General features: G+C 43.5%; 23 protein-coding genes and 5 tRNA genes. 11 read left to right on the top strand and 17 right to left on the bottom strand.

All coding sequences use genetic code 11. The features are described 5' to 3' along the window. Nucleotides 1-108: 108 nt before the first annotated feature. The 9 genes from L4C38_RS16920 to L4C38_RS16960 all read right to left on the bottom strand — a co-directional run bounded on the left by L4C38_RS16920 (nt 109) and on the right by L4C38_RS16960 (nt 6,907). Nucleotides 109-185, bottom strand: a tRNA-Arg gene (locus L4C38_RS16920). Between the two features lie 76 nt (nt 186-261). Next, nucleotides 262-338, bottom strand: a tRNA-Arg gene (locus tag L4C38_RS16925). Between the two features lie 64 nt (nt 339-402). Beyond that, nucleotides 403-495 (bottom strand) — tRNA-Ser (locus L4C38_RS16930). 27 nt (nt 496-522) lie between these two features. After that, nucleotides 523-599: transfer RNA gene (locus tag L4C38_RS16935), tRNA-Arg, on the bottom strand. Between the two features lie 67 nt (nt 600-666). Next, nucleotides 667-759: transfer RNA gene (locus L4C38_RS16940), tRNA-Ser, on the bottom strand. 183 nt (nt 760-942) lie between these two features. Further along, nucleotides 943-1,140, bottom strand: coding sequence for a carbon storage regulator CsrA (csrA, locus tag L4C38_RS16945; protein WP_009847619.1), 198 nt, complete (start codon nt 1,138-1,140; stop codon nt 943-945). 92 nt (nt 1,141-1,232) lie between these two features. Continuing rightward, on the bottom strand, nt 1,233-2,420 hold the full coding sequence (locus L4C38_RS16950; RefSeq protein WP_428798738.1) for an aspartate kinase: 1,188 nt from the start codon (nt 2,418-2,420) through the stop codon (nt 1,233-1,235). Nucleotides 2,421-2,567: 147 nt separating this feature from the next. Then, complete coding sequence (gene alaS / locus L4C38_RS16955; protein ID WP_428798739.1) at nt 2,568-5,150, bottom strand: alanine--tRNA ligase; 2,583 nt, start codon at nt 5,148-5,150, stop codon at nt 2,568-2,570. Between the two features lie 365 nt (nt 5,151-5,515). Further along, nucleotides 5,516-6,907, bottom strand: coding sequence for a tyrosine phenol-lyase (locus L4C38_RS16960; protein WP_428798740.1), 1,392 nt, complete (start codon nt 6,905-6,907; stop codon nt 5,516-5,518). Between the two features lie 1,014 nt (nt 6,908-7,921). Here L4C38_RS16960 and L4C38_RS16965 point away from each other — a divergent pair. Next, complete coding sequence (locus L4C38_RS16965) at nt 7,922-8,056, top strand: hypothetical protein (protein WP_428798741.1); 135 nt, start codon at nt 7,922-7,924, stop codon at nt 8,054-8,056. A gap of 115 nt (nt 8,057-8,171) precedes the next feature. On the opposite strand, the gene recA is transcribed toward L4C38_RS16965, so the two are convergent. Both recA and pncC read right to left on the bottom strand, forming a co-directional pair. Continuing rightward, a complete protein-coding gene (gene recA, locus L4C38_RS16970; protein WP_428798742.1) occupies nt 8,172-9,209 on the bottom strand; it encodes a recombinase RecA in 1,038 nt (345 codons plus the stop codon). Between the two features lie 191 nt (nt 9,210-9,400). After that, nucleotides 9,401-9,892, bottom strand: a complete 492-nt coding sequence (pncC, locus tag L4C38_RS16975) for a nicotinamide-nucleotide amidase (RefSeq protein WP_428798743.1) — start codon at nt 9,890-9,892, stop codon at nt 9,401-9,403. Between the two features lie 84 nt (nt 9,893-9,976). Between pncC and mutS the strand changes: the two genes are divergently transcribed. The 8 genes from mutS (at nt 9,977) to yacG (ending at nt 18,685) form a co-directional block, all read left to right on the top strand. Further along, a complete protein-coding gene (mutS, locus tag L4C38_RS16980; RefSeq protein ID WP_428798744.1) occupies nt 9,977-12,547 on the top strand; it encodes a DNA mismatch repair protein MutS in 2,571 nt (856 codons plus the stop codon). A 203-nt stretch (nt 12,548-12,750) separates the two neighbouring features. Beyond that, nucleotides 12,751-13,209 carry a pilin gene (locus L4C38_RS16985; protein ID WP_428798745.1) on the top strand — a complete coding sequence of 153 codons (459 nt, stop codon included), beginning with the start codon at nt 12,751-12,753 and terminating at the stop codon, nt 13,207-13,209. Beyond that, nucleotides 13,209-14,891, top strand: a complete 1,683-nt coding sequence (gene pilB / locus L4C38_RS16990) for a type IV-A pilus assembly ATPase PilB (RefSeq protein WP_428798746.1) — start codon at nt 13,209-13,211, stop codon at nt 14,889-14,891. The genes L4C38_RS16985 and pilB overlap by 1 nt, the downstream gene beginning before the upstream one ends. A 10-nt stretch (nt 14,892-14,901) precedes the next feature. Then, a complete protein-coding gene (locus L4C38_RS16995) occupies nt 14,902-16,125 on the top strand; it encodes a type II secretion system F family protein (RefSeq protein WP_428798747.1) in 1,224 nt (407 codons plus the stop codon). 50 nt (nt 16,126-16,175) lie between these two features. Further along, nucleotides 16,176-17,045: a prepilin peptidase gene (locus L4C38_RS17000; protein ID WP_428798748.1), complete on the top strand. Its 870-nt coding sequence runs from the start codon at nt 16,176-16,178 to the stop codon at nt 17,043-17,045. A gap of 1 nt (nt 17,046) precedes the next feature. Continuing rightward, nucleotides 17,047-17,655, top strand: a complete 609-nt coding sequence (gene coaE / locus L4C38_RS17005; RefSeq protein WP_428798749.1) for a dephospho-CoA kinase — start codon at nt 17,047-17,049, stop codon at nt 17,653-17,655. 34 nt (nt 17,656-17,689) lie between these two features. Beyond that, complete coding sequence (gene zapD, locus L4C38_RS17010) at nt 17,690-18,430, top strand: cell division protein ZapD (protein WP_428798750.1); 741 nt, start codon at nt 17,690-17,692, stop codon at nt 18,428-18,430. A gap of 60 nt (nt 18,431-18,490) precedes the next feature. Then, nucleotides 18,491-18,685 (top strand): DNA gyrase inhibitor YacG, encoded by a 195-nt coding sequence (gene yacG, locus L4C38_RS17015; protein ID WP_428798751.1) that lies wholly within the window; start codon nt 18,491-18,493, stop codon nt 18,683-18,685. Nucleotides 18,686-18,828: 143 nt separating this feature from the next. On the opposite strand, the gene rplS is transcribed toward yacG, so the two are convergent. The 5 genes from rplS to ffh all read right to left on the bottom strand — a co-directional run bounded on the left by rplS (nt 18,829) and on the right by ffh (nt 22,419). Continuing rightward, on the bottom strand, nt 18,829-19,182 hold the full coding sequence (gene rplS, locus L4C38_RS17020) for a 50S ribosomal protein L19 (RefSeq protein WP_428798752.1): 354 nt from the start codon (nt 19,180-19,182) through the stop codon (nt 18,829-18,831). 42 nt (nt 19,183-19,224) lie between these two features. Next, a complete protein-coding gene (gene trmD, locus L4C38_RS17025) occupies nt 19,225-19,968 on the bottom strand; it encodes a tRNA (guanosine(37)-N1)-methyltransferase TrmD (protein WP_428798753.1) in 744 nt (247 codons plus the stop codon). Between the two features lie 25 nt (nt 19,969-19,993). Beyond that, nucleotides 19,994-20,542: a ribosome maturation factor RimM gene (gene rimM, locus L4C38_RS17030; RefSeq protein WP_428798754.1), complete on the bottom strand. Its 549-nt coding sequence runs from the start codon at nt 20,540-20,542 to the stop codon at nt 19,994-19,996. 27 nt (nt 20,543-20,569) lie between these two features. After that, nucleotides 20,570-20,818, bottom strand: a complete 249-nt coding sequence (gene rpsP / locus L4C38_RS17035) for a 30S ribosomal protein S16 (RefSeq protein ID WP_004742593.1) — start codon at nt 20,816-20,818, stop codon at nt 20,570-20,572. Nucleotides 20,819-21,030: 212 nt separating this feature from the next. Continuing rightward, the gene (gene ffh, locus L4C38_RS17040; RefSeq protein ID WP_428798755.1) at nt 21,031-22,419 is read right to left on the bottom strand and encodes a signal recognition particle protein; all 1,389 of its coding nucleotides are present in this window, start codon (nt 22,417-22,419) and stop codon (nt 21,031-21,033) included. A gap of 181 nt (nt 22,420-22,600) precedes the next feature. Here ffh and L4C38_RS17045 point away from each other — a divergent pair, with 181 nt between their 5' ends. Both L4C38_RS17045 and L4C38_RS17050 read left to right on the top strand, forming a co-directional pair. After that, nucleotides 22,601-23,395: a cytochrome C assembly family protein gene (locus tag L4C38_RS17045; RefSeq protein WP_428798756.1), complete on the top strand. Its 795-nt coding sequence runs from the start codon at nt 22,601-22,603 to the stop codon at nt 23,393-23,395. A 119-nt stretch (nt 23,396-23,514) separates the two neighbouring features. Next, nucleotides 23,515-24,789, top strand: coding sequence for an HlyC/CorC family transporter (locus tag L4C38_RS17050; RefSeq protein WP_428798757.1), 1,275 nt, complete (start codon nt 23,515-23,517; stop codon nt 24,787-24,789). Between the two features lie 80 nt (nt 24,790-24,869). Here L4C38_RS17050 and rpoS read toward each other — a convergent pair whose 3' ends face one another. Further along, on the bottom strand, nt 24,870-25,853 hold the full coding sequence (rpoS, locus tag L4C38_RS17055; protein ID WP_428798758.1) for an RNA polymerase sigma factor RpoS: 984 nt from the start codon (nt 25,851-25,853) through the stop codon (nt 24,870-24,872). Nucleotides 25,854-25,914 lie beyond the last annotated feature (61 nt).

Raw genomic sequence — 25,914 nt, forward strand, 5'->3', positions numbered from 1 at the left:
AGAGGTACTCTATCCAGCTGAGCTAAGGGCGCACTAGGTTTCGATATCAAACTAACTCAGTGAAACACTAAATCGTATCAATATCAGGATTAACTAAAACCCTAAAAGTGGTGCGCCCTGGAGGATTCGAACCTCCGACCGCCTGGTTCGTAGCCAGGTACTCTATCCAGCTGAGCTAAGGGCGCACTAGGTTTCGATATCAAACTAACTCAGTGARACACTAAATCGTATCAATATCAGGATTAAYTAAAACCCTAAAAGTGGTGCGCCCTGGAGGATTCGAACCTCCGACCGCCTGGTTCGTAGCCAGGTACTCTATCCAGCTGAGCTAAGGGCGCAGAATGTGAAATATATCACGAATTCTTATATTTGAAACAAAAAAATTGACCTAAGGCCAATTAATGGCGGTGAAGGAGGGATTCGAACCCTCGATACGGTATCAAGCCGTATACTCCCTTAGCAGGGGAGCGCCTTCAGCCTCTCGGCCACCTCACCGTTTTAATCTTTGGTCGTAAAAAATTATGGTGCGCCCTGGAGGATTCGAACCTCCGACCGCCTGGTTCGTAGCCAGGTACTCTATCCAGCTGAGCTAAGGGCGCATAATTTTTTACTGCTTTTCCAAAAGAAAAGTTTCAATGCTAATTGTTCCGAAGAACAGCGCAAGTATGGCGGTGAAGGAGGGATTCGAACCCTCGATACGGTATTAAGCCGTATACTCCCTTAGCAGGGGAGCGCCTTCAGCCTCTCGGCCACCTCACCGTCTTGCGGAGGCACATATTACGATTTACCAAAAATAAGTCAAACACTTTCTTGGCAAAAATAGGAAAAACCCTTTCAACCGTTGGCTATTTAACCAAAGCGATGTTTATTCGTTCTTTCTTAGTAAGTTTTCCGTAATTTGCCCACAAAAAAAGCTGACAACATGTCAGCTTTTTTTAGCAATTAGTAGTTGCCCGGTGCAACATTACCATTACCTTTTTCTGCCTGAATGCGCATGTAGATTTCTTCGCGATGAACAGACACTTCTTTTGGAGCGTTAACACCGATGCGTACTTGATTACCTTTTACGCCCAGTACAGTTACAGTGACTTCATCACCGATCATTAGAGTTTCACCAACACGGCGAGTTAAAATTAGCATTCTGTGCTCCTTGAGTAATCTCTTAAATTTCTTGCTACAAAGCCATTATCCAACAAAAGTTATATTTTCGTAAACTTTATTCTTATTAGAATCTAGTTTAGAAAGGCATGTTTTTGTAGGCAATCGTGTGCTTCGCTAAGTGTTATATAAGCGTGGTGCAAAATATTTGCAGCACTATCTACACAGTCAGGGAACAATGCAATAGTAAACGACTGATTATCGAGTTTTTGATGAATTGTCACTATCTCATTATCAAGAAGTAACTGACATGAAGACTTCGCTAACTCTTCAGCTTTCGCACCAACCGCAGTCAACAAACTAATAGAATGGCGGTCTGCTACTCTTCCTTGTAGAACCAACTCTAGTTTAGAGTAAGCATCTTGCTTGACAACAATACCAACCCAATCTGGGTGCTCAATCACATCCCAAATCTCAATACCGATCATACCGCACTGTTTTTTCACCGTCGGTAACGCTTCAACTGCTATTTTGATCAAACACATATCACGCTGAAGTGCTAGTCCACATAAGGGCAATAGGCATTTGTCACCTTTGACCAAGCTACCTGTATTGGCATTAAAAGTGGATAATACTCGCAATGGAACTTGGTTTTTCCATGCACACAGCACAGAAGGAAGATGCAGTACTTTTGCACCGTGTTTCGCCATGCGAGCCATCGAGGGAAAATCAATGACGGTCAATTTTTTTGCATTTTCTACGACACGAGGATCACAAGTGTAAACACCATCAACATCAGTAAAGATTTGGCACTCATCAGCTTTCAAAGCTCCAGCTAATGCAACTGCCGAGGTATCTGAGCCCCCTCGACCTAGCGTGGTAATATCACCTTTTGCAGTAATGCCTTGGAAACCGGCCACAATGACGATCTGATCTTGCAGCAAAAGTTCGGTGATTGGCGACACATCAATATGCTTGATCACAGCATCATTGTGCTGATTGTCCGTCATTATATTCGCTTGAGCGCCCGTAAGTGAGCGTGTTGGGTAGCCCATCTTATTCAATGTAATCGCCAATAGTGCCATTGATATCTGCTCACCAGAAGATAGCAGTACATCAAGCTCTCGAGCATCAGGCACGCTATCGATCTGCTTCGCAAGACCTAACAAGCGGTTTGTTTCACCAGACATTGCTGAAACCACGACAACCACTTGTTTTCCTTGGTTTTTTGCAGTGATAATGTGCTCTGCTACTTTGTAAATTCTGTCGATAGAACCCACTGAAGTGCCGCCGAATTTCTGCACGATAAGAGGCTTTTTCACCAGTATTCACCTTCCTAAGAGCATCGTCTTATTATGCCATTCGACTAGTTTTCGAATAGCGATTCCACAAACCAGTCAGATCCGATTTGCTACAAAAAAGAACGCTCAATCAAAAATGATTGAGCGTCAGTAAGTTTTTATGGGGTTTTATAGACGCTCAGCAATCCAAGCATCTACAGATTCCAACGCTCCCGGTAGCGCTGATGCATCAGTGCCACCAGCTTGCGCCATATCTGGACGACCGCCACCTTTACCACCAACTTGCTGAGCAACCATATTAACCAGTTCACCCGCTTTCACTTTGCCGACTAAATCTTTGGTTACACCAGCAATTAAGCCCACTTTATCGTCAGCAACGTTGCCTAGCATAATGATGCCGCTACCCATTTGATTTTTAAGCTCATCAACCATACCGCGAAGTGCTTTATTGTCAGCACCATCAAGTTGAGCAACTAGTACTTTAACGCCAGCAATCTCTTTCACTTGATCGGTTAGGCTTGCGCTTGCTTGAGAAGCCAACTTGTCTTTCAATTGTTGGATTTCTTTCTCTAACGATTTCGCTTTGTTTGCCGCTTCTACTAGTTTATCTTCGTATTTCGCCGTTTGAGCTTCGATTACATCTAATGCAGCTTCGCCCGTTACCGCTTCAATACGACGGATACCAGCTGCAATACCACCTTCAGAGGTGACCTTAAACAGACCGATGTCGCCCGTGTTTTCTGCGTGAATACCACCACAAAGCTCTGTTGAGAATTCGCCCATGGTAAGTACACGTACTTCGTCGTCGTATTTCTCACCAAATAGTGCCATTGCGCCTTTTTGCTTAGCTGACTCAATATCCATCACATTGGTTTCGATGTCATGGTTACGACGCACTTGTGCATTTACAAGACGTTCAACTTCTTTGAGTTCAGCGGCTGTGACACCTTCTAAGTGAGAAAAGTCGAAACGTAAGTTTTCTGCTTTAACTAGAGAACCTTTCTGCGTCACATGCTCACCCAGTACTTTACGCAATGCTGCGTGTAGTAAATGTGTTGCCGAGTGATTCAACGTGATCGCAGCACGACGAGCGGCATTCACCAATGCTTGCGCTTTATCGCCTTTCGCTACAACACCTTCAGTAAGCTCGCCATGATGAGCAATTGCGTTGCCTAGTTTTTGCGTATCTTCTACTTTGAACAGACCTGACTCAGTTTTGATCAAACCTGCATCACCACACTGACCGCCAGATTCCGCGTAGAATGGTGTTTGCTCTAGAATAACAATCGCTTTATCGCCTGCAGATAGTGATTCAACTTCTTCACCTTCAACAAACATCGCAACAACGGCACTGTCACTTTCTGTACCTGTGTAACCACAGAACTCAGTTTGTGCATCTGTCTTAATAACTGCATTGTAATCGGTGCCGAATTGACCCGCTTCACGTGCACGTTGACGCTGCTCTTCCATTGCTTTCTCGAAACCTTCTTCGTCGATAGCAAATTCGCGCTCGCGTGCCACATCATTCGTCAAGTCAGCAGGGAAACCGTAAGTATCGTAAAGTTTAAATACTGTTTCACCGTCAAGCATTTTGCCGTCTAGATTATCTAATGCTTCATTTAGAATTGTCATGCCACGTTCAAGTGTACGTCCGAAGTTCTCTTCTTCAATACGCAGTACTTTTTCAACCACAGCTTGTTGACGCTTAAGTTCATCACCCGCAGTCCCCATGATCTCAGCAAGAACGCCAACCAATTTGTGGAAGAACACGCCTTGCGCGCCAATCTTGTTGCCGTGACGAACTGCGCGACGAATGATACGACGTAATACGTATCCACGACCTTCGTTTGATGGCATAACACCATCGACGATTAGGAATGAACATGAACGAATGTGATCAGCAATAACACGTAGAGATTGGTTAGAAAGATCGTCGTAGCCGATCACTTCTGCTGCTGCTTTAATTAGCGCTTGGAATACGTCAATTTCGTAGTTGGAGTGAACACCCTGCATGATGGCTGAAATACGCTCAATACCCATACCCGTATCAACAGAAGGCTTAGGAAGAGGTTCCATTGTGCCATCAGCTTGACGGTTGAACTGCATAAATACGTTGTTCCAGATCTCGATGAAACGGTCACCGTCTTCTTCAGGTGTTCCAGGACGACCGCCCCAGATATGCTCACCATGATCATAGAAAATCTCAGTACATGGACCACAAGGACCAGTATCACCCATTTGCCAGAAGTTATCTGACTCATAAGGCTTACCACCTTCTTTGTCGCCGATACGGATGATACGATCCGCAGGAATACCTACTTTTTCATTCCAAATAGCAAACGCTTCATCATCTGTCTCATAAATCGTTACAAGCAGGCGATCTTTTGGTAGTTGTAGAGTTTCAGTCAAGAATTCCCAAGCGAAAGCAATCGCTTCTTCTTTGAAATAATCACCAAAGCTGAAGTTACCTAGCATTTCGAAAAAGGTATGGTGACGAGCAGTGAAACCAACGTTCTCAAGATCGTTGTGTTTACCACCGGCACGTACACAGCGTTGAGACGTAGTGGCTCGAGTGTAGGCGCGTTTTTCTAAACCTAGGAAACAATCTTTGAATTGGTTCATACCTGCGTTAGTGAAAAGCAAGGTTGGGTCGTTATGCGGTACTAACGATGAACTTTCTACGATTTGGTGTCCTTTGCTTTCAAAGAACTTAAGGAACGCGTTACGAACCTCATCTGTGCTCATGTACATGCAGCTCTTCCTGAAAATAGTCGAGATAGAATTTTGCTGTATTGTACACATAAGCTAGTACTAGATGCTAGCGTGGTAATTGCTCTATTTGGTCGCTTTTTGAGATCACTTTTCGCTCAATCGGATAAAAGCGAACCAATGTACGATAAAACAAACCATTAACTGGGTTTTCCGTTACTCAATATCGCCTTGTGACACTCGCTTTCCCACTGGCTCTTGATGTATTCATCCCCAACATGCCCTTTATAAAAAGGCTAGTGAATAATCTTTAACAGTCCGTTTGATTTAACTCATTCCATGGGTTTTAGACATAAAAAAAGCCCCCCTAATAAGGGAGGCTTAATAACCAAACTAGACTATGCTAATTATGCTTCAATGTACTCGAAACGAGAAGTGAAGAAACGTAGCTGTTTTGGCTCGTATACAAAGTTTAGACCTTTGATTGAATCACGGTTTTTGTATAGCTCGATGATGCCGTCAGCAACTGCGTCCATGTGTGCGTAAGTGTAAACACGACGTGGGATAGTTAGACGGATTGTTTCTAGAGCTGGACGGAAGTGATCGCCAGTCTCACGGTTACGTCCAGCAGAAACGATACCACGTTCCATTGTACGTACACCTGTCTCGATGTATACAGACGCAGCTAGAGTTTGAGCTGGGCACTGATCTTGAGTTAGGTGTGGTAGGAAACGACGTGCGTCAACGAATACTGCGTGGCCACCGATTGGTTCAATCATTGGAACGCCAGCTGCACGTAGCTTGTCACCTAGGTAACGGATTTGCTTGATACGGTGGTCAAGGTAAGGGAACTCAAGAGCCTCTTCTAGACCAAGTGCTAGTGCACCCATATCACGACCAGCAAGACCGCCGTATGAAGGCATACCTTCGTATACTACAACTAGTTCTTTTGACTCTTCGAATAGGTGCTCGTCACGTAGTGCTAGGAAGCCACCGATGTTTGCAAGACCATCTTTCTTAGAAGACATTGTTGCGCCGTCAGCGTAAGAGAACTGTTCTTTACAGATTTCTTTGATTGTCTTGTCAGCGTAACCAGCTTCTTGCTCTTTGATGTAGTAAGCGTTTTCTGCACAACGAGTTGCATCGTAGAATACTTTGATGCCAGCTGCTTTACAGATTTCGCTAACGTCACGCATGTTAGCCATAGATACTGGCTGACCACCTGCAAGGTTAACAGTGATTGCTAGACATACGTAAGCGATGTTTTCAGCGCCTTTCTCAGCGATAGCTGATTGTAGTTTGTCTAGGTCGATGTTGCCTTTGAATGGGATATCGATTTCAGCGTTGTGAGCTTCGTCACGGATGATATCGATGAATTTAGCGCCATTGTGCTCTTGGTGGAAACGTGTAGTAGTGAAGTACATGTTACCTAGAACGTATTGCTGACCTTTGTCTTTAGGGATAGCGATTTGAGAAAGGATGTTCTCAGCGCCACGACCTTGGTGCGTAGGAATTAGGTATGGGAAACCGTATAGACGCTGAACAGCTTCTTCTAGTCTGAAGAAATCTTTAGAACCAGCGTAAGCCTCATCACCAGTCATAAGAGCAGCCCACTGCTTGTCAGACATTGCAGATGTGCCTGAGTCAGTTAGTAGGTCGATGTAAACATCAGCACTATTTAGAAGGAAGGTATTGTAACCAGCTTCTTTCATTTTTTCAGCACGCTCTTCGCGACCAATCATTGATACGTTTTCGATAGTTTTAATACGAAACGGTTCAGCAGGATAACGTTTATCCATTTTAACTTACTCCAATTTATTTAATGGTCATATACTTTATTTAATTGGGTGTATTCCCAAACTTCGAAGCTATTAAAGTCTTTTTTTTGATGCAATGGAATAGCTAGCCAATCGGTATACATCCTAATTTTTGTATAGAAAAATAGACGCCCACTTTATTGCCAAAATTAGATATTGGAGGGTATGTTTATTTCAATTGTTTGATTGACTGGTATTGCACAAGACAATTCATTTTGATAGCAAGAAGCCATAATGGGAGATGGTTAACACTTTAATATGTACATTTGACTGTGCATTTAATTTTACACCTAGGCAATTTGAGTCAAAAGTCGTTCAAATGCCACCCCCTTTTACATAAAACTAACAATAACAACCTATATATTTAATGATTAATGCCGCAATAATTACATTGAAAAGATGGAAATTATGCGTTTTCTTTTGTAACTAGGTTAAAACTCTACTAACTAACTGGTCACACAACTCTAATTTATAAATTAAAGGTCAACTTATAAGGGGCTCCAATCAGGTTCTGTTGCACCGATGTTGCACCACATCGCATTGGTATTTATTATTTAAGTGAAAATAAATACCAATGCATTTATTTTACGATTGTTATTAACAATAATATTAACCCTAAACAATCCGCAAAGTTCTACGACTACTTTTATCTTAGATATTTGCCGTTCATTCCATTAAAAATAAAAACTCAAATAACAAACTGCGTATTTTATTCACTGAAAAGTTCGGTAAATAAATGCTTAAGATCACAGAAACAGTTCAATATATATACGTAAGAACTTGAAGGTGCAGGTTGGCGGCAGTAAGAAAGTCCCTGAGCATAGGTGAACTATGTGATTGGGGCGCACGAACACAGCCAACACCGCTGCAACTTCAAGTAGTAGAAAGGAATAGATTTGGCGTTGTCACTTCAAAATTCACTTGCCATGGTAGCGACTAAGGTGTGTAAGTCCATTGCTGTTAGTAAGTGATAGGAGTTAAAGAAGGTATCTAGTGATGGCAGCAGTTCTAATTGTCGTAGGGAATACCATTGAAGATGTCATGCCATACCGCTCTAGGCTTAATTTGGATCTCGGAGGTGACGAAAGGATAGTGATAGAGTTAGTGAGGCTGTTTTCAGTCGGTGAGTGAATAGTTTCGCTACCAAGCCAACTAAACGTACAACGATCTACTCTTTTGAGTTTAAGCAGATGAAAAAAAGCCCCACTTAATTAGAGCAGGGCTTTAAAACAATAAATAGAACGTATTAGAATTCTTCTTGAGGCAACTCACCCGTTTCTGGTTCTTCAGGCTGAGCTGGCGTGAGTAACATTTCACGCAACTTGCTATCAATAGTCTTAGCAGCTTCAGTATTCTCTTTTAGATACTTACAAGCATTCGCCTTACCTTGGCCAATCTTATCACCATTGTAGCTGTACCATGCACCGGCCTTTTCTACCAACTTATGTTTTACACCTAAGTCGACAAGTTCACCTTCTCGGTTAAAACCCTGTCCATACAGAATTTGAGTTTCAGCTTGCTTAAATGGCGCTGCGATCTTGTTCTTAACTACTTTAATACGAGTTTCGTTACCAACGACCTCATCACCATCTTTAATAGAACCTGTACGGCGGATGTCAAGACGTACTGAAGCGTAGAACTTAAGCGCATTACCACCAGTTGTCGTTTCTGGGTTACCAAACATCACACCAATCTTCATACGGATTTGGTTGATGAAGATACACATACAGTTAGACTGCTTTAGGTTACCCGTTAGTTTACGCATCGCTTGAGAAAGCATACGGGCTTGAAGACCCATGTGGCTATCACCCATCTCGCCTTCAATTTCTGCTTTTGGTGTTAATGCCGCTACCGAGTCAACAACAAGAACATCAATTGCACCAGAGCGAGCTAATGCATCACATATTTCTAATGCTTGCTCACCTGTGTCAGGCTGAGAAACAAGTAGCGCATCAATATCTACACCAAGTTTCTTGGCGTAGATAGGATCTAGCGCGTGCTCTGCATCGATAAACGCACAAGTTTTACCTACTCGTTGTGCAGCAGCGATTAATTCAAGAGTCAGTGTTGTTTTACCTGATGATTCTGGACCGTAAACTTCTACGATACGACCCATAGGTAAGCCACCAGCACCTAATGCGATATCTAGAGAAAGTGAGCCAGTAGAAATTGTTTCTACGTCCATGGTGCGGTTGTCACCAAGGCGCATGATTGAGCCTTTACCGAATTGCTTTTCAATCTGACCTAGCGCAGCGGCGAGGGCTTTTTGTTTGTTCTCGTCCATCACTTTCTCCAAACTACTCGCCTTAACTGACGAATAAAAAATTTGTATCGTCCTGCTCAGTGGTTACTGAACAATTAATGAATGTCATTATACTGTTGATTCATACAGTGTCCATACCTGTGTGAATTTTTTTTAAATATCTAACGATAGAGTACTGATCTCTCGACGCTTTTAAAGTTGGATAGATAAAATCACGCAGCTTCACTCATATATTCACACAAGATTTTGATCGCATGTTCAACTGCTTGCGATCGAACTTGGCTTCGATTGCCATCAAAGCAATGAGTACTGACTTTAAGCCACCCTTCTTTATTAGCCCAAGCAAAGCAAACCGTCCCTACAGGCTTATCATCACTGCCACCGGAAGGTCCCGCTATACCACTAATTGAAACTGCAATTGTCGCATTTGAGTGACGTAGCGCACCGAGTACCATCTCTTTAACGACAATATCACTCACCGCACCATAAGATTCTAAACTCGAAACTTGTACACCAAGCATTTCCATCTTGGCTTCATTGCTGTAGGTCACAAAAGCACGATCAAACCATGCCGAACTGCCTGAGATATCCGTCACCGCAGTCGCCACGCCGCCACCAGTGCAGGACTCAGCCGTTGCCAAAATTTGCTGATGTTTTAACAGCAGTTTACCTAACGATATACTCAATGTTTGATGTGATTCCATGTTCAAAATCCTTAATGTGACTTTTCGCCCGAGATCGATTCACGTATCCTAAGCCGCAATTGTCATAAACGAAAGAAGTTAGCCGTGAAAGCCGAACAAAAACACACACCAATGATGCAGCAATATCATAAGTTAAAAGCGGAAAACCCAGATATTTTATTGTTTTATCGTATGGGCGACTTCTACGAACTTTTTTATGATGACGCCAAACGCGCTTCACAATTGCTTGATATCTCGCTGACCAAGCGCGGCTCTTCGGCTGGCGAGCCAATCCCTATGGCTGGTGTTCCTTATCATGCCGTTGAAGGTTACTTAGCTAAATTAGTACAACTTGGAGAATCAGTCGCCATTTGTGAACAAATTGGCGACCCTGCTACCAGTAAAGGTCCTGTCGAGCGTAAGGTTGTACGTATTGTTACGCCAGGAACGGTCACTGATGAGGCTCTCCTGTCAGAACGCGTCGACAACTTACTCGCCGCTATTTATCATCATAACGGCAAATTCGGTTTTGCTACGCTCGATATTACTTCTGGTCGTTTCCAGTTAAGCGAACCAGAAAGTGAAGAAGCTATGGCGGCGGAGCTACAACGTACTTCTCCTCGTGAGCTACTATTCCCAGAAGATTTCGGACCTGTTCATCTGATGTCTTCACGTAGTGGCAATCGTCGTCGCCCTATCTGGGAATTTGAAATTGACACTGCAAAACAACAGCTTAATCAACAGTTTGGTAGTCGAGATTTAGTTGGCTTTGGCGTTGAACACGCCGAGTTGGGGCTTTGCGCCGCAGGTTGCTTAATTCAATATGTCAAAGACACGCAGCGTACTGCACTACCCCACATTCGCTCTTTAACGTTTGATCGCCAAGACCACTCTGTGATTCTTGATGCCGCGACTCGTCGTAATCTAGAGATCACCTATAACCTTTCCGGTGGATTAGACAACACGCTCGCTGATGTTCTTGATAAAACAGCAACGCCAATGGGTAGCCGAATGCTTAAACGCTGGCTGCATCAACCAATGCGATGCATAGAAACACTAAATCAACGTCTTGATGCGATTTCTGACATCAAAGAGCAGAGCTTGTTTTGTGAGTTACAACCCGTACTAAAACAGATTGGTGATATTGAACGTATTCTAGCGCGCTTGGCACTGCGCTCTGCTCGCCCACGTGATTTAGCTCGCTTACGCCATGCAATGCAACAACTACCCGAACTTGCGAGTGTATTGTCAGCATTGAAGCACCCATACCTAACTAAGTTAACTCAGTATGCCGCACCAATTGAAGGTGCTTGTGAGCTATTAGAGCACGCAGTAAAAGAAAACCCACCAGTCGTAATTCGAGATGGTGGTGTTATTGCTGAAGGTTACAACGCAGAGCTCGATGAATGGCGTGCTCTTGCTAATGGTGCAACAGAATACCTTAACAAGCTTGAACGTGAAGAACGTGAGCGTCACGATATTGATACGCTCAAGGTCGGTTACAACGCGGTACATGGTTTCTTTATTCAAGTTAGCCGAGGTCAAAGTCATTTGGTTCCGCCACACTATGTGCGCCGCCAAACACTGAAAAACGCTGAGCGTTATATTATTCCTGAGCTTAAAGAGCACGAAGACAAAGTACTAAGTTCAAAATCAAAAGCTCTCGCGATTGAGAAAAAGCTTTGGGATGAGTTATTTGACTTATTGATGCCGTACCTTGAACAGATGCAAAATCTTGCCTCTTCGGTCTCTCAACTTGATGTACTACAAAACCTAGCCGAACGCGCAGATAGCCTAGATTACTGTCGACCAATAATGAGCGAAACGCCGGGGATAACCATCCAAGCAGGTCGCCACCCAGTGGTTGAACAGGTTATGGATGAACCTTTTATTGCCAACCCGATCGAGCTAAATCATCAACGTAAGATGCTGATCATTACCGGTCCTAACATGGGCGGTAAATCGACTTACATGCGCCAAACCGCTTTAATTGCCTTAATGGCACACATAGGTTCTTATGTTCCAGCGGAATCTGCGCACATTGGGTCTATCGACCGTATCTTTACTCGTATTGGCGCATCAGACGATCTGGCTTCTGGTCGCTCAACCTTTATGGTCGAGATGACTGAAACTGCAAACATCTTGCACAATGCCACCGAACGCAGCTTAGTGTTAATGGACGAAATCGGTCGTGGTACTAGTACCTATGATGGCTTATCACTCGCTTGGGCAAGTGCCGAATGGCTAGCGAAACAGATTGGCGCTTTGACGCTATTCGCAACTCACTATTTTGAACTGACAGAACTACCGAGCCAAATTGAACACTTGGCGAACGTTCATCTTGATGCTGTTGAGCATGGTGATAGCATCGCCTTTATGCACGCGGTACAAGAAGGTGCGGCGAGTAAATCTTACGGTTTAGCCGTAGCGGGCTTAGCTGGCGTACCAAAAACTGTAATCAAGCACGCTCGCGCAAAGTTAACGCAACTTGAACAGCTTGCTCATGCGGGTAGCAGCGTATCTTCAGTAAGTAGTAGCGCGGTTGACATAGCCAATCAACTCAGCCTTATTCCTGAACCCAGTGAAGTGGAAGAAGCGCTCGCGAATATTGACCCCGATGACTTAACTCCTCGTCAAGCGCTCGAAGAACTCTACCGCTTGAAAAAGCTACTCTAAATTAGAAGCCGCATCCATGATGCGGTTTTTTTTACGAAACGAATGAGACTTGGCGAGCTGGGTCAAATGTCCAAAGGATTGGTCTGCAATAGTAGATTTAATTAACGAACAACCTCTCGGAATAAATTCATCTGCCCATTCATCCCCATAACGCTGCACCCTATGCTAGTTGCGAATAAACTCACTCAAAATTGAGGATTGTTATGAACAACTATTCTAGGAACTTACAACGTGGCTTTACTCTTATTGAACTGATGATAGTGGTGGCAATTATTGCCATATTAGCTGTTTTCTCAGTGCCGGCTTATCAGGACTACACCAAGAAAGCCACGCTTGCCGAGTTTCCAACGCTTGCTGCTGGGGTAAAATTATCTGTCGCTGTTTGCGCTCAAGAGAAAGCAACCGACAGCGCTTCATTTACAACCAACTGTATAACGTCCGCAGGAAATGTACCAAGCGCATCGATCAACAATGTAAATATAGTGGCGAAGATCATCTCATCGGCAGTAACCATAGAAGCTGCTGCATCAGCAGATAAAGGACCGATAAAGTCAGGTGAAAAATACCTTTTAACTGCAAAATATACTTCCAGCGGTGTCACTTGGAAGGCAAGTTGTGAAGATGCTGGTGGTACAGCACAAACAGACTACTGCCCAGACTAGTGAACCCAGCACTATTAACCGTATTGATAGAAAGCGGTGAGATTGATAGCAAACTCTCCCAGCAAATTTCGCAACTTTTAAAAATGCCAGAACTGGATGAGGAAACGGTTTTGGCAACCATTACAGCAGCAGATTTAGCACAAACCACCAGCCAGCTATTGGGGCTCCCACTCGTTAATCTTCATGAATATGATTTTAACTCTCTATGCCATAGTTTGGGGTTGAGCTCTCTTGTTCAAAAATACCGCACCATTCCGATAGATCGTGATTCTCAAACACTCACTCTCGCAACCAGTGACCCAGTTAATAATGAAATTGAAGATGAGTTTCGTTTCGCAACAGGTCTAAACATTGAGCTGGTGATTGCTGACATCAACTCGATAAAGAAAGCAATCCATTCACTTTATGGACGCAACATCCCATCAGCAGGGTCCCATAAAAAGGAAATCAACGCCCTTGATCTGGCAAAATTGGTAAACCTATCTGATGAAGAGCTGAGCAATGTTGAAAACTTAAGTCAAGATGATGCGCCCGTTAGTCGCTATATTCATCAAATACTGCTTGAAGCGATACGCAAGGGTGCCTCTGATATTCATTTTGAGCCTTACGAAGACCACTATCGAATACGCCTGCGCTGCGATGGCATACTGCTAGAAACCCATCAACCTGCCGCGCAATTGGGTCGGCGCCTTTCTACTCGAGTTAAAATTCTATCTAACCTTAATATTGCCGAAAGACGTTTGCCTCAGGATGGTCGAAGTAAGATCAAACTCAATGACGAACTCTCCGTTGATATGCGGGTATCAACACTGCCTACATTGTGGGGAGAAAAAGTGGTTCTAAGGCTGTTAGAAAGCAGCTCAGCCCAGCTCGATATCAATAAGTTAGGCTATGACGACAGACAGAAGCAGCTTTACTTAGATGCGTTAAAAAAACCGCAAGGGCTTATCTTAATGACGGGACCGACCGGCAGTGGCAAAACCGTGTCGCTATACTCCGGGCTGGCTATCCTCAACACAGCAGAGGTCAATATCGCGACCGCCGAAGACCCGGTCGAAATCAATTTACCAGGAATCAATCAAGTTCAAATTCAACCACAAATTGGGTTTGGTTTTGCTACCGCACTCCGCTCATTTTTACGACAAGATCCCGACATCGTAATGGTTGGTGAAATTAGAGACTTAGAAACGGCAGAAATTGCAATTAAAGCCTCCCAGACCGGGCACTTAGTTCTTTCTACATTACATACCAATTCAGCAGCAGAAACTTTGGTAAGACTACAAAATATGGGGATACAACCTTACAACCTCGCCTCTTCACTTAGCCTCGTGATTGCCCAAAGACTAATCAGGCTCTTATGTCCCAAATGTAAACTGAGCTACCAAATCAGCACAGAGTTAAGCCAACAAATAAGCCTGCCATGCGAGCAAACCTTGTTCCAAGCTCACAAATTGGGCTGTGAGGACTGCAACAGTGGTTATTCTGGTCGAATTGGGTTGTTTGAAGTCATGACGATCAACAGTGAACTCCATCAAGCGATACTGACTGGCGCGAGTGCACGCAACATTGAAGGCATTGCGATTAAACAAGGGATGACGACATTAAAAAACGCAGGCATAGAAAAACTCAGCCAAGGCTTAACCAGTTTCGAAGAACTACAACGAGTTCTTTATATCTCTTAAGGAGCAATGAATGATGGTCAACCGCCTAATTGAGCTGAGGAATTACCGCTGGAAGGGAGTCAACAAGCTTGGTCGCCCAGTCTCTGGTCGCATTTTAGCCCTGAGTGAGATGGAGGTGCGCGATAAACTCAAACAGCAAAAGATAACCGTCAAAACTCTTGTCCCCAAAAAAGTATCAACGCTTCGCATGCAGTTAGAGCGCGTGAAACGCAAAGATATTACCTTACTCACTCGTCAATTGGCGACCATGCTTACCACCGGAATTCCGATCGTCCAAGCGATTAAATTAGTGAGTGATAACTATCGTAAAGCAGAAATAAAGTCTCTATTACTTTCGCTAAGCAAAAACATTGAATCAGGCACGCCTTTATCCGTCGCCCTCAAAGCGAGCCGCCATTTTGATTCATTGTATGTCGACCTAATTGCCTCCGGTGAAGCCGCAGGTAACCTCGCCGATACTTTTCAACGTATTGCCGACTATCGCGAAAAATCAGAACAATTAAAATCCAAAGTTATTAAAGCAATGATTTACCCATGTATGATTTTTCTCGTCGCCATTGTCGTCAGCTATTTAATGCTAACACTGGTTATTCCTGAGTTTGAAAGCCTGTTTACTAGCTTCGGGTCTGAACTACCTTGGTTCACTCAACAGGTATTGACCGTTTCCCACTTTACTCAATCGCACAGTTTTTCGATTGCTATCGCAACTATCGGGCTATTCTTGCTAATTAAATTATTAATAACTCGTTCATTTCGATGGCAGCTCTATTTCAGTCGCCTTAGCCTTCGCATTCCTATTGTCGGATCCATTATATCAAAGGCATCCATAGCAAAATTTAGTCGTACTTTAGCAACCAGTTTTTCTGCGGGCATCCCTATTCTTGCATGTATACAAACTTCAGCTAAAACAGCCAGTAACCTCCATTACCAAACTGCGCTCGAATCTGTCTACAGGGAGACCGCAGCAGGAATGCCACTCTATTTAGCGATGCGTTATACTGATAGCTTTCCTGAAATGACATTACAAATGGTGATGATTGGCGAAGAATCAGGTCGATTAGATGACATGCTTCACAAAGTCGCGACGATCTATGAAGTCGAGATTGATGACACGGTCGATAATCTTGGAAAGATCATCGAACCCTTGATTATCATCTTTTTGAGCTTGATCGTAGGTAGCTTGGTGTTCGCTATTTACTTACCCATCTTTAACTTAATGAATGTTATAGGCTAAGATAGCCGTTCAATCATCAATTCCACCTCTTGCATATTACTGAGTTTTTTATGGCTGTCTTTCTTCACTACCCTTGGTTATTCCCGTTGTTAGCGACTATTTTTGGTCTGATCGTGGGTAGTTTTCTCAATGTCGTCATCCATCGCCTGCCCATTATGATGGAGCGTGAATGGCGTAAAGAATGCCAAGAAAGTTTTCCAGAATGTAAGCTTGAAATTGATAACAGCACCTATAACCTCAGTGTTCCTCGCTCAACTTGCCCTAGTTGTGATACTCAGATCCGAGCAATAGACAATATACCGGTGTTGAGTTGGCTAATGTTAAAAGGCAAGTGTCGCCAGTGCCACGCAAGCATTGGTGCTCGTTATCCGCTAATTGAAACGCTAACAGCCGTACTCTGTCTAGTAATGGCTTTACAGTTTGGTTTCAGTTACTTCTCTATCGCACTGCTGTTTTTCACTTTCGTTCTGATTGTCGCCACCTTTATCGATTTAGACACCATGCTATTGCCGGATCAACTGACTCTGCCATTAATGTGGGCAGGTATCAGCTTATCGTTATTTGGTATTAGCCCTGTAAGCCTTCAAGACTCAGTTATTGGCGCTATTGCTGGGTATCTCTGCTTATGGAGTGTCTACTGGGGATTCAAACTACTGACAGGTAAAGAAGGAATGGGTTATGGTGATTTTAAATTACTTGCCGCCCTCGGCGCTTGGCTTGGCTGGCAATATTTGCCAATTATTATTTTGCTTTCTTCACTCGTTGGACTGGTTTTTGGCATTATCCAACTTCGCATGCAGCAAAAAGGCATCGACAAAGCCTTTCCATTTGGTCCTTACTTAGCAATAGCCGGTTGGGTTACGCTCTTATGGGGACAAGATATCTTACAACACTATTACCGTTTCCTACTTGGAGCTTAAAATGGCTTTAGTTATTGGCTTAACTGGCGGGATTGCCAGCGGCAAAACGACTGTAGCAAATTTGTTTCGCGATCAGTTTTCGATTGATATCGTTGATGCGGATGTTGTCGCTCGTGAAGTCGTAGAACCAAATAGCGAGGGGTTAACGTATATTGCCCAGCGCTATGGGCAGAAAATTTTACAACAAGATGGTAGTTTGAATCGATCTGCTCTACGAGAGATCATCTTCGCTAATAGAGAAGAGAAGCAGTGGCTAGATGCGCTCCTTCATCCAATGATACGCAGCGAACTGAAGCGACAACTCAAACAAATTACTTCTGATTACGCACTGCTGGTAATCCCTCTTATGGTAGAGAACAACTTACAACAGCTAGCCGATCGCGTATTAGTTGTCGATGTTGACGAAGAAATACAAATTGAACGCACCATGAATCGCGATGATGTCTCCCGTCAGCAAGTTCAATCCATACTACAATCTCAAGCTAGCCGTGAGCAACGCCTAGCGATCGCTGACGATGTGATTAAAAATCATTCACAAAACCAGCAACTTTTGCCCCAAATCACAGAATTACATAAAAAGTACCTAGAAATGTGTAGGGTAAATCTGTGAGAATGAAGCTATCAATTTTCAAGGCAGCAGCTTAATGACCACGCAATATTTCGAACATCCGCTGAATGAGAAAACTAGAATCTACCTGCGAGTAGAGGCTTTGCTACATCAGCTGGATGTATCATCGAAATTTAATGGTGATTTACAGCATCTAAACTTCTTTCGCGCCTTATTCGATTTGCTCGAAATATTTGAACAAATCCAATTAAAAAGTGAATTGGCAAAAGATATCGAGAAGCAAAGATTATCCTATCGCACTTGGATTAACGTCGAAGGTGTTGATCAAGACATGCTACAAAGCATTCTGCAAGAAGTTGATCAGGCACATAGTGAATTGATGTCAGCGGAACGTTTTGGACAGAGTTTAAAAGAAGACCGCTTTCTAAGCGCTATTCGCCAACGCTTCAACCTACCAGGTGGGGCATGCTGTTTTGATCTTCCTGCACTGCATCACTGGCGTCATTTACCCAACGAAACAAAACAGCAAGATGCTCGCGATTGGATGGAAACACTAAGCTCACTGTCTAACGCACTTAAATTATGGCTACAACTCACTAGAGAGACTGGGCGATTTCAGGCAGTAGTTGCCCTAAATGCCTTCTTCCAAAGCGATGCGGAAGAAGCGAACATTCTGCGGTTAAATATTCCAATGCACTACAGTGTTTATCCCATGATTTCCGGTCACAAAAACCGCTTTGCCATTAAGTTCATTGATTTTAAATCAGGTCAAGCCTACATCGGGGATGTTGAGTTTGATCTTGCCGTATGTTGCTAACTTACCGAGTAATAGCAGAATTGCTATACTACCTTTAAATTTTTCTATTCAGATAGTGTTATGACTAAATTAACCAAAGTAGCCTGCCCTCAATGTGGCACGCAAGTTATTTGGGGTGAACAAAGCCCTTTCCGCCCGTTCTGTAGCAAAAAATGTCAAATGATCGATTTTGGCGAGTGGGCAGATGAAGAAAACAGTATAGCTGGTGCGGAAGATATGTCAGACAGCGACGGGTGGTCAGAAGATCAGTACTAGGCTATCAGATACTAATGAGAGAGGTTGATACGAAAGTGTCAGCCTTTTTTATTGGTCGGATACCAATTGCCTAAATGCCGACGAAAAAAAACGGAGCCGATTTCTCGACTCCGTTTTTTACTATGAGAACGCTAGTTATAGCATTACTTCTTAGTAAGTTTCTCTCTGATACGAGCTGACTTACCAGAACGCTCACGTAGGTAGTACAACTTGGCACGACGTACTGCACCACGGCGTTTAACTTCAATGCTATCAACAACTGGAGAATGTGTTTGGAACGTACGTTCAACACCTTCACCGTTAGAGATTTTACGAACAGTGAATGCTGAATGCAGACCACGGTTACGGATTGCGATTACAACGCCTTCAAAAGCCTGTAGACGCTCACGTTCACCTTCTTTTACCTTAACTTGAACTACAACAGTGTCACCTGGTGCAAATTTAGGTAGGCCTTGCTTCATTTGCTCATCTTCAAGAGCTTTGATGATGTTACTCATTTTAATAAATTCCTAGATTAAACTGATACTAATAAAATTAGGTTACTGTACCTGATATTCTTTAATGAATTCAGCCAGTAATTGTTCCTGATCGTCAGTCAGAGCTAGGTTTTCCAGAAGCTCTGGTCTTCTTAGCCAAGTACGGCCCAACGACTGTTTTAGTCGCCAGCGACGAATGTCCTGGTGATTGCCTGACATGAGTACCGTGGGTACTTCTTTGCCATCCAACACTTCTGGACGCGTATAGTGAGGGCAATCCAACAAACCATTTGCAAAAGAATCTTCTTCTGCTGATGCAAAGTCTCCAAGCACTCCAGGTATAAACCTAGAGACCGAGTCAATAAGCGTCATGGCTGGGATTTCTCCTCCCGTCATCACAAAATCCCCGATTGACCATTCTTCGTCAACTTCGGATTGGATGATACGTTCATCTACCCCTTCATAGCGACCACAAATAAGAAGCAAATTCTCATTAGTCGCCAGCTCTTCAACTCCTTTTTGGTCGAGTTTACGACCTTGAGGAGATAGGTAAATAACTTTCGTCTTACCCGGTGAGGTCTGTTTGGCTGCGTGAATGGCATCGCGCAAAGGCTGAACCATCATCAACATACCTGGACCACCACCGTAAGGTCTATCATCGACAGTGCGATGTTTATCATGAGTGAAATCACGAGGATTCCAAGTCTCAATAGACAAAAGACCTTTTTTAACCGCTTGACCTGTTACTCCAAAATCAGTAACGCTACGGAACATTTCAGGAAACAGGCTAATTATGCCAACCCACATTGTTCAATCGCTCCGTTACTTAGAGTTAGAATCCAGGATCCCAGTCAACTTCGATCCGTTGAGCTTCGCGATCAACTTTAATGATCACTTGCTCTTCAAGGTACGGGATTAATCGTTCCTTTTGTCCGAAAGCATCTTTAAGATTTGCTTTAACTACTAAAACATCGTTTGAGCCAGTTTCTAGTATGTCTAAAACGACACCTAGATCGTAACCTTTAGTGGTTACGACTTGCATACCAAACAATTCACGCCAGTAGAACTCATCTTCTGACAATTCTGGTAGTACTGCAGGGTCAATAGCAATTTCAAAATTGGTCATCAGTTGCGCGTCTTCGCGAACATCCAACCCTGCTAGCTTACATACATAGCCTTGACCATGACGTTTCCAGCTTTCTACTTTATGTTCAACCCACTTGCCTTTTTGGTCCAAAAACCAAGGGCTATAATCGAAAATGCTTTCAGCATTGTCTGTGTAGGAAAAAACTTTGAGCCAACCGCGAATGCCATAAGTAGCACCTAACTTGCCTACAACAATCTTGTTCTCGCTCATTGCTTCTTTACCTTTCATCGACATAAGCTAATTTCTACTTCTTAGTAAGAATTAAGCCGCTTTTTGAGCGTCTTTAACTAGCTTAGCAACGCGGTCAGAAACAGACGCGCCTTGACCAACCCAATGGTTAACGCGGTCTAGGTCTAAACGTAGACCTTCTTCTTGACCTTGAGCAGTAGGGTTAAAGAAACCTACTTTCTCGATGAAACGGCCAGTTGCTGCGTTACGGCTATCCGCAACTACGATTTGGTAAAATGGACGCTTTTTAGCGCCGTGACGTGCCAAACGAATGGTAACCATGTCGTCCTCTTTGCTTTCTCAAAAATAAAATTAACCCCAATAACCGTTTAGTTTTGCTATACAGTTTGGGGTCTCGTGCCAAAATAAAGCTCCGGAATTTTACTCTTATTCAGAAGCAATGCAAGGTCTTTAGCTATTTTTTCACCACCACAAATCTGAGAATAAATATGTGATATAGCTAACACCTTGAAAATAGGAATATGAAGGCTGGTCTATCGACCAAATGGATTAAAACCACCACCCATGCCGCCACCGCCGCCACCCATCATGCCTTGCATGTTGCGCATCATGCCTTTCATGCCACCTTTCTGCATTTTTTTCATCATTTTCTGCATTTGGGTGAATTGTTTCAGCAAGCGGTTAACGTCTTGAACCTGCGTACCCGAACCTGCGGCAATACGCTTCTTACGCGAACCTTTTATTAGTTCTGGGCGCTGGCGCTCTTTCATAGTCATCGAGTTAATGATCGCTTCCATCTGGCGGAACATTTTATCATCAACTTTGTCTTTTACATTCGCGGGCAAGTTACTCATGCCGGGTAACTTATCCATCATCCCCATCATGCCACCCATGTTTTGCATCTGACCAAGCTGCTCACGAAAATCTTCTAAATCAAAGCCTTTTTTATCTTTGAATTTCTTCGCCAGCTTTTCTGCTTTTTCGGTATCTACATTACGTTGTAGATCTTCGATCAGCGACAGTACGTCACCCATCCCAAGGATACGGGATGCAACACGATCTGGATGGAAGGGTTCTAGTGCATCAGTTTTTTCACCAACACCTAGGAATTTGATTGGCTTACCCGTGACATGACGAACCGATAGCGCAGCACCACCTCGAGCATCACCATCTACTTTGGTTAAAATGACACCAGTAAGAGGAAGTGTATCGCCAAAAGCTTTAGCTGTATTTGCCGCATCTTGACCCGTCATGGCGTCAACAACAAACAAGGTCTCAACAGGGGTAATTGCAGTGTGCAGATCTTGAATCTCTGCCATCATCTGCTCATCCACCGCTAAGCGACCGGCAGTATCCACGACTAGGACGTCATAGAATTTCTTTTTCGCATGATCTATTGCAGCCGTGGCGATATCAATCGGCTTTTGATCTGCTGAAGATGGGAAGAAATCAACATCAACTTCTGTTGCCAAAGTCTCAAGCTGCTTAATTGCTGCAGGACGGTATACGTCAGCAGACACAACAAGAACTTTCTTCTTATCACGTTCTTTTAATAGCTTTGAAAGCTTAGCGACTGATGTGGTTTTACCCGCACCTTGCAAACCCGCCATTAAAATCACGGCTGGTGGTTGAGCCGCTAGGTTCAATGCCTCGTTCGACTCGCCCATAACCGCTTCAAGCTCAGCTTGAACGATCTTAATAAATTCTTGCCCTGGCGTTAGAGATTTTGATACCTCAACACCTACGGCGCTGTCTTTTACACGCTTAACAAATTCACGCACAACTGGTAAGGCAACATCAGCCTCCAATAGCGCCATGCGCACTTCACGCAGTGTATCTTTAATATTGTCTTCAGTAAGACGTCCTTTACCACTGATGTTTTTCAGGGTACTGGATAAGCGATCCGTTAAATTCTCAAACATCGTTTCTCTTCGCTAAATTCGGCGATAAATTATTATGAGTATACCTTAGCCAACCCTTGCTTGGCACTACCCGATTAAAATTTGATATCTCATCTCTCATAATTCAACATAGATCTCTCATAGCCCAAAAGCTTGATGCAAGGTATAATTTGTTAAAAATCCACCAACTTAAACGAGAGTAATGGACAACTTAGTCGCAGTAAGCGCAGCAATTCTCTATATATTAGCGATTGCAACGATCATCCCAGGCCTTGTTCATCAAACTGGCATTCGAGCAAAAACCGTCATGGTTGGTGCAGCACTTGCGTTGACGTTCCATGCTTGGTCTCTCGGTGCTCTTATATTGTCGGGGTCAGGGCAGAACTTTAGCATCTTGAACGTTGCATCCCTCATCAGCTTTATAATCTCACTAGTGATGAGTGTGGCAATGCTAAAAACTCGAATCTGGTTTCTTTTACCCGTCGTGTACAGCTTTTCTGCCATCAACCTGCTTGCGGCAACGTTATTACCAAGTAGCTACATTACTCACTTCGAAAATGATCCCAAGCTACTTATTCATATTTCGCTGGCACTATTCTCGTACTCTACGCTGACTATCGGCGCACTGTATGCGCTGCAACTCGCATGGCTAGACAATCGTTTAAAAGCGAAAAAAGCACTCGCAATCAATCCTAATGTTCCACCTCTGATGTTGATTGAACGCCAGCTCTTCAAAATCATTCTGATCGGAAACCTACTACTGACCATGACCTTGGTCACCGGTTTCACTTTCGTGCAAGATATGTTTGTCCAAGGTAAAGCCCACAAAGCGATCCTCTCTTTCATTGCTTGGCTTATCTATTCCGTCTTGATCTGGGGACACTATCAGCGCGGTTGGCGAGGTAATAAAGTCACTTGGTTTGCAGTCGCTGGTGCCACATTACTGACAATTGCCTACTTTGGTAGCCGATTTGTACGTGAGATCATTCTCAATTAATTAAGGGGGCATTGGTGCACCTTTTTTTATACCTATGCTACAGACCCCTTACTTACAATTGACTTCCAGTGCCAGTTAGGTCATAAATTAATCTAAACATTAAAAGGAACAGGTCAGTTTTGGACGACATATCAACGGGTATCTTGTTTGCGCTACTCGCGTGTCTGATTGTAATTTCAGGTTATTTCTCAGGTTCAGAGACCGGCATGATGGCTCTTAACCGATATAGATTAAAGCACTTATCCAATAGTGGTCATAAGGGTGCCAAGCGGGTGGAAAAACTACTCGACCGTCCAGATCGATTAATTGGTCTGATCCTTATCGGCAACAACCTCGTTAATATTCTTGCTTCTGCTATTGCTACTATTCTAGGTATGCGCCTCTATGGTGACCTCGGTGTCGCTATAGCAACAGGTGCCCTTACTTTAGTGGTACTAGTGTTTGCAGAAGTCACACCAAAAACACTGGCAGCCCTTTACCCAGAACGAGTGTCATACGCAAGCAGCATCATTTTGATGATATTGATGAAACTGCTTTCCCCGCTCGTCATCTTAATAAATTTCATTACTAATGGGTTTATTCGCCTGCTTGGTGTCAAAGCTCGTCATGGCGATGACAAGCACCTCAGTTCAGATGAACTGAGAACGGTCGTTAATGAGGCTGGTAATCTAATTCCGAGCCGCCACCAAGATATGTTGGTGTCGATACTCGACCTGGAAAACGTTACCGTGAACGATATTATGGTGCCACGAAACGAAATTACGGGTATCGATATAAATGATGATTGGAAGTCCATCGTTCGTCAGTTAACACACTCACCCCATGGTCGAGTCGTGCTATATCGCGATCAAATAGACGAAGCCGTGGGGATGTTGCGCCTTCGTGAAGCCTATCGTTTGATGCTGGAAAAAAACGAGTTCACCAAAGAACGTCTTTTACGCGCAGCCGATGAAGTATACTTTATTCCCGAGGGTACACCTCTCAATGTCCAACTACTAAAATTCCAACGCAAGAAACAACGCATAGGTCTTATAGTCGATGAATATGGTGACATTATTGGTTTGATTACCTTAGAGGACATTTTAGAAGATATCGTCGGTGAATTTACGACTTCTATTGCCCCTAGCCTTGCAGAAGAGATCGTTCCTCAAGGCGATGGTAGTTTCTTAATTGATGGCAGCGCTAACATTCGCGATATTAACAAAGGTTTGAAATGGCAATTGCCTACTGATGGACCTCGCACACTCAACGGGCTTATTCTTGAACACTTAGAAGACATCCCTGAAAGCCATTTAAGTGTGCAAGTAGAAGGGCATCCGATGGAAGTCGTCGCGTTGGAAGAAAACCGAATTAGGTTGGTTAAGGTTTTTCCTAAACTCAAACAAGCTTCTTGAATTTAAGCACCTAAAATTATGGCTCCAAAAACAACAAAACGCCTTGTCCAACAAGGCGTTTTGTTATCTAGCGTAGAAAATTAGTCATCTTCTATACTGAACAGATTTTCCATGCTTAAACCCTGTTTAATCAGGATCTCACGCAGTCGACGTAGACCTTCAACTTGGATCTGACGTACACGTTCACGTGTTAAATTAATTTCACGACCAACTTCTTCTAACGTTGATGGTTCATACCCAAGTAACCCAAAACGACGAGCTAACACTTCTTTCTGCTTAGGGTTTAACTCATCGAGCCAATTGATTAGCGAGTTTTTAATATCATCATCTTGAGTCGATACTTCTGGGTCTGCATGCTTTACATCTGGAATAATATCCAGCAACGCCTTCTCACCATCACCACCAATAGGGGTGTCAACCGAACTAATACGTTCATTCAAACGTAGCATTTTGCTTACATCTTCAACCGGCTTATCTAGCTGAGTGGCTATTTCTTCTGCGGTTGGCTCATGATCTAGTTTCTGTGATAGTTCACGAGCAGTACGTAAATAGATATTAAGCTCTTTCACAACATGAATCGGTAAGCGAATAGTACGAGTTTGATTCATTAGCGCTCGCTCAATGGTTTGACGAATCCACCATGTTGCGTAAGTTGAGAAACGAAAGCCTCGTTCTGGGTCAAACTTCTCAACAGCTCTAATTAGACCAAGATTACCTTCTTCAATGAGATCGAGTAGCGCTAAACCACGATTACTGTAACGGCGAGAAATTTTGACCACTAGGCGTAAGTTACTTTCTATCATACGCTTACGTGCAGCTTCATCTCCACGCAACGCACGGCGAGCGTATAGCACTTCTTCTTCTGCGGTTAATAATGGAGAAAAGCCAATTTCACCGAGATAAAGTTGAGTGGCATCGAGATTCTTATTAGAAACTTCGTATTCTTCTTTTACGGTGTTATTTGATGATGCGGATTTTTTTGGTTTCTGCTCTTTATTTTCGAACGCTTCCATGTTCTCAATATTGAACTCTTCAACTTTTGCTGCTGTGTTGCTGATACCCATAGTGCCTCCCCCTGGCGAGCTAGCAAGACATTTAATACTTCTAATGCCCCTGTTCGTCCTC

It is taken from the genome of Vibrio kasasachensis (assembly GCF_050337565.1).
GTDB lineage: Bacteria > Pseudomonadota > Gammaproteobacteria > Enterobacterales > Vibrionaceae > Vibrio > Vibrio kasasachensis.